Below are 5281 nucleotides of genomic sequence, written 5' to 3' on the forward strand. Positions count from 1 at the left end.
AGTCCGAGAAATTCAGCCACCCTCCCTCGCCATTTTGACACAACTTGCTCAACTAACCAAAATGGGCGATTTAGAGGGAGTGATAGAAGTCGCCCAGCAAATTTCAGATGGAGATAATGCAGCTTTTGTCCGAGAAATTATCCAGATGGCTGAGGCGTGCGAGATCAAACAACTACGGGCATTTATTCAGCAATATCTCGCTTAATGTGTAGCATTAGAAACTATGATTGACTCAAGCAGTTCCTTTGTTTTGATTGTGGATGACAATCCAACCAACTTGTCTATCCTCTCCAAAACCTTAAAATCTGCAAACTACAAAGTTCGCATGGCCGTGGATGGCGAAGAAGCCCTAGCTATGGTGGCCTATGCTCACCCAGACCTAATTTTACTCGACGTGCAAATGCCCAAAATTGACGGTTTTGAAACCTGCCGCCGCCTCCAAGCAGACCCCGCCACTCAAGGTATCCCAGTAATTTTCATGACGGCTTTGGCAGATACGGAGAATAAAGTTGAAGGCTTGTCATTGGGGGCTGTGGACTACATCACCAAACCTTTTGAACCTCAGGAAGTATTAGCAAGGGTGAGAGTTCACTGGCGCCTCAAGCAACTCACTGACACCTTAGAACAACGAGTGACAGAACGTACCGATCAGTTGCAGAAAGCGCAATTGCAATTGGTGCAGCAAGAAAAACTCTCGACTCTCGGACAACTGGTGGCGGGCGTTGCCCATGAAATCAACAATCCCATTGGTTGTGTGGTGGGTAATGTCAGTGCTGTGCAAGATAGCATTAACGATTTGTTTGGTTTGATCGATTTATATCGCCAGCACTTCCCCGAACCCGGCCCGATAATTGAGGCAGAACTAGACACGATCGACCTAGAATACCTGCGGGAAGATTTGCCCAAACTGGTTAAATCCATGAAGGATGGGGGCGATCGCATCGTATCTATTAGTAAAAGCCTCCGCACTTTTTCCCGAGCCGACAGCGATAAAAAGCAGAAATTTAACCTGGCTGAAGGTATTGACAGCACAGTGCTGATCTTGCGTCACCGCCTCAAGGCGAACGATCGCCGTCCAGCTATTGAAGTGATTGCTAACTACGGCGATGTGCCAGCAATTGATTGTTTTCCGGGACAATTAAATCAAGTTTTCATGAATATTATCGCCAATGCGATCGATGCTTTAGATGCAGCGTGCCTTGGGCGAACATGGGCAGAACTAGAAGCCGACCCTGGGCGAATTATTATTTCTACTTCCAGGTCGATCGACCTGAAAACAGTGTCTATTAGTATCAAAGATAACGGTTCGGGGATGTCTGAGTCAGTAAAATCGCGAATATTTGACCATTTGTTTACTACGAAAGAGGTTGGTAAGGGGACAGGATTGGGATTGGCGATCGCCCGACAAATCGTCGTAGAAAAGCATCAAGGAGCAATTATTGTAAATTCAACTCTCAGAAAAGGAACTGAATTTGTGTTAGAATTACCGATATCTGGAAAAAGTTAGATGAGCAATTATGTGTTTTAAAAACATAATTTCACGCAAAATAGCGCTAATTTTTATGAACTTATAATAATTATGCGGTAATTTATTTATTAATTAAATAGACAATTGATTCTGCCTTAGATATAATATCTAAAATCTTAATTAGTTCTGCTCAGGCATTATGTCTATAAATGTTGCTAAAGTGCGAAAATTTCCTCTACAGAGTGTTTTAGTTATCCCTTTTGTCATCCAAATCTTTGTCGCAGTCGGACTGACGGGATGGTTATCATTACGCAACGGACAGAAGGCTGTCAATGATGTGTCCGCTCAACTGCGAAGTAATATTAGCGATCGAGTCAAAATGTATCTTGATAATTATCTAGAAAAACCTTTTACGATCAACAGGTTGAATACAGATGCGATCGCTCGCAGAGAATTAAGCTTTGATTTGAAGAAACTAAATCCAAAAACTGATAAATTACTTTGGCAACAAATGCAGTTTTTTGATAATGTAAGCTGGATTTCTTTGTGTTCGGTGCAAGGAGATTTATTTGGAATTGAGCGGAGGGTTAAAGATAATTTACTTCAATTTTATATTAATAACAATAACACTGGATTTTATCCTCGTTTTTACAAAATTGATAGTCAGGGAAATCGCACGGGAAATATAGAAAAGAGTACCAAAAAATTGAATAATCGTGCTCGTATCGAAGCTTGGTACAGCAATGCTGAAAAGTTAAAAAAATCAAGTTGGAGTGAAATTTATCCAGAATTTACTACCCTCCAACCGCAGATAACTGCTGCCTCACTTGTTTATAATGACAGCAGGAAAGTTCAAGGTTTTATTGGTACCACTTTTTCATTGAAAGCTATTAGTAAATTTCTCAATAATCTCAAAATCGGTCGAACAGGGCAGGTTTTTATTATCGAAAAATCTGGATTTCTAGTAGCAAGTTCAACTCAGCAGAAGCTATTTACATTACAAAATAAAAAGGATGCAAAACCCCAACGGCTTAAAGCATTAGACAGTAAGGATAAGTTAATTAGTGCAACTGCTCAAACTTTAACCAAAAACTTTAAAAATCTGAATAATATCAAACAGGAAGAAAAACTAGAATTCACCATATCTGGTCAGCTACAATTTATTCAAGTTCTGCCCTTCCATGATAAAAAAGGACTTGATTGGCTAGTAGTTGTAGTGGTTCCAGAATCTGACTTCATGGAACTTATAAATGCCAATACCCGCACTACAATTTTATTGTGTTTGTTAGCTTTAGGAATAGCCACAGGATTGGGAATAATCGCCGCCCATTTGATTGCTCAACCTATCCGTGGATTGAATAAAGCCAGTGCAGCCATAGCTAGTGGAGAATTAGAGCAAAATATTCCTGATTCTTCCATACAAGAACTAGCAGCTTTAGGCAAGTCCTTTAATCAAATGAGCCAGCAATTAAAAGATTATTACCAAACCCTAGAACAACGAGTACAAGACCGGACAGCGGAACTCGTTGTAGCAAAAGAAAAAGCGGACGTAGCTAACCAAGCAAAAAGTACCTTCATTGCTAACATGAGCCACGAGTTACGCTCTCCCCTCAATGCGATATTGGGTTTCTCTCAAATCATGACTCGCTCTCAAAGCCTAAACCCCGAACAACAGGAAAATCTTACTATCATCTCCCGCAGTGGCGAACACCTACTTAATCTGATCGACAACGTTCTCGACTTATCTAAAATTGAAGCCGGTAAAACTACCTTCAATCCTAAAAACTTCGACCTGCACGGCCTCATAAATGACATTCACGATATGTTCCAGATGAAATCTGAAGAAAAAGGTTTGCAGCTACTAATAGAGTACGAACCCGATCTACCCCGCTACGTTCATACCGATGACGTAAAATTGCGTCAAGTAATTATTAACCTGATTAATAATGCCATAAAATTTACTGAAGAGGGGGGCGTTTGCCTAAGAGTTAGCAGCAGACAAAACCATCAAAAAATATCAGAAATTATCGATAAAAATCACCATATTATACATTTTGAAATCGAAGACTCCGGTGCTGGAATTGCAGCAGAAGAACTCGGAAATTTATTTGAGGCATTCACCCAAACAGCCAGTGGCAAACAAGCCCAAGAAGGCACAGGATTAGGCTTACGTATTAGCCGTCAGTTCGTCGAATTGATGGAAGGAGAAATCACTGTCAAGAGTCAAGTCGGACAAGGCACAACCTTCCTCTTTGATATTCAAGTTACTGAGGTAGAGGCAAGCGCTATGACCAGCCAAGAACCCTCTCGCCACGTCATTGCTCTGGAACCAAATCAACCCCGATATCGCATTCTCATAGTTGACGATAAACCCACTAATCGCCAGCTATTAATTAAACTGCTTTCTCCCTTAGGATTTGAACTGAAGGAAGCAAGTAACGGGCAAGAAGCAGTTAACATTTGGGAGACATGGGAGCCACAATTAATTTGGATGGACATGAGAATGCCTGTGATGGATGGTTACACGGCAACCCAAAAAATTAAAGCTCACACCAAAGGTCAAGCCACGGCGATTATCGCCCTAACTGCTAGCGTATTAGAAGAAGAAAGAGCTGTGGTACTTTCAGCAGGGTGCGATGATTTCTTGAGAAAACCATTCCGAGAGGCAGAAATTTTTAAGGCTATGAATAAGCATATTGGAGTGACATATATTTACGAAGATTTAATCCCCATCAATACCGATATAAAACAGATCAGAGAGGCTTTAAGCGTAGAAGCAATGGCAGAAATTCCGAGGGAAATATTAATTCAACTTCGAGACGCAATAATTGTTTGCGATATTGACTTGATGCTGACGATATTGAAACAAATTTCTAGCAAAAATCTGCCTTTAGCTCAGGCTATAGAAGTGTGTCTGGAGAACTTTGAATATAAAAAAGTTTTGAACTTAATTTCAGTAGTTCAAGGAGCAACCGAGTAAAAATATCGGAATGATAATTTTCCGTATCCGCTCAATAAATCGGGGAAAATGGCTCACTGACGAGCCTCAAATATCGCAAAATCGTTTCCAGCACGGTAATCTACGCCGAGTTATTAAGCGGATACAATTTTCCTGTAGTGCGATTTCGGAACGCGAAGCCGAGCCATATCATCATAATTCTGATGAAACTGGATTTGATATTATGGCTCGACCTTGGGTGCTGACTTCAGCTTCAAAGTGTTTAATAATTTAACGCATTGAGCTTCAAGCAATCGGTACTTAATAGGTTTGATAAAGATGTTAAAATGATTCAAACCCACAATATGATTGTCAGTTTTGATGCAGATCGGTTCTAAATGATCGCCTTCTATTTCGACAGTTAAAACTGGCAATGCTTTAGTTTTTAACTGTTCAACTAACCAAAGCACATCGCTGTTTTTTTGTACTTCCAGACTTTTGTAAATGTCCGTGACAGATCCTGCAATTTCATCTCGATCGAACGAAATCAGTGCTGTTAAATTAAAGAAAGAACTGCTGGCAATAAAACACTGGGTTTCTGCTCTGGTCGGTCGCACTCCCAAACCGAGTTGGTCTAACAGCACTGCGAGCGATCGAATCGGAATTGCACTCTCGGTATTGCTGATATAGCGATCCTAAATCATTTGCAAACAAATCTGGTTTCACTAATTGTGATTAATTTAGTATTAATTCAGGCTTTTTTGCAAAAAAGCCATACATATATAACTTAGGGAAATCAAAAGTTTGACAATGAGTTACCAGCATAAATAGCTTTTTAATAAGTGCAAAAGATTTACAGAGATACCAATGTTCTC

General features: G+C 40.3%; 4 protein-coding genes. 3 read left to right on the top strand and 1 reads right to left on the bottom strand.

Annotated elements, in window-relative coordinates:
• The 3 genes from QT974_RS30655 to QT974_RS30665 all read left to right on the top strand — a co-directional run.
• On the top strand, window positions 1-205 hold a 205-nt coding region (locus QT974_RS30655), incomplete at its 5' end, for a hypothetical protein (RefSeq protein ID WP_333472148.1).
• A gap of 18 nt (window positions 206-223) precedes the next feature.
• Entirely contained in the window at window positions 224-1507 is a 1284-nt protein-coding gene (locus QT974_RS30660; protein ID WP_333472149.1) for a sensor histidine kinase, read from the top strand.
• 160 nt (window positions 1508-1667) lie between these two features.
• A complete protein-coding gene (locus QT974_RS30665; RefSeq protein WP_333472150.1) occupies window positions 1668-4448 on the top strand; it encodes a hybrid sensor histidine kinase/response regulator in 2781 nt (926 codons plus the stop codon).
• A 200-nt stretch (window positions 4449-4648) separates the two neighbouring features.
• Here QT974_RS30665 and QT974_RS30670 read toward each other — a convergent pair whose 3' ends face one another.
• Window positions 4649-5050, bottom strand: coding sequence for a hypothetical protein (locus tag QT974_RS30670; RefSeq protein ID WP_333472151.1), 402 nt, complete (start codon window positions 5048-5050; stop codon window positions 4649-4651).
• Window positions 5051-5281 lie beyond the last annotated feature (231 nt).

It is taken from the genome of Microcoleus sp. BM001215392 (assembly GCF_036700185.1).
Classification (GTDB): Bacteria; Cyanobacteriota; Cyanobacteriia; order Cyanobacteriales; family Microcoleaceae; genus Microcoleus.

Coding starts and splice junctions, on each gene's coding strand:
- QT974_RS30665 (WP_333472150.1), top strand. CDS start 1,668: ATGTCTATAAATGTTGCTAAAGTGCGAAAATTTCCTCTACAGAGTGTT.
- QT974_RS30660 (WP_333472149.1), top strand. CDS start 224: ATGATTGACTCAAGCAGTTCCTTTGTTTTGATTGTGGATGACAATCCA.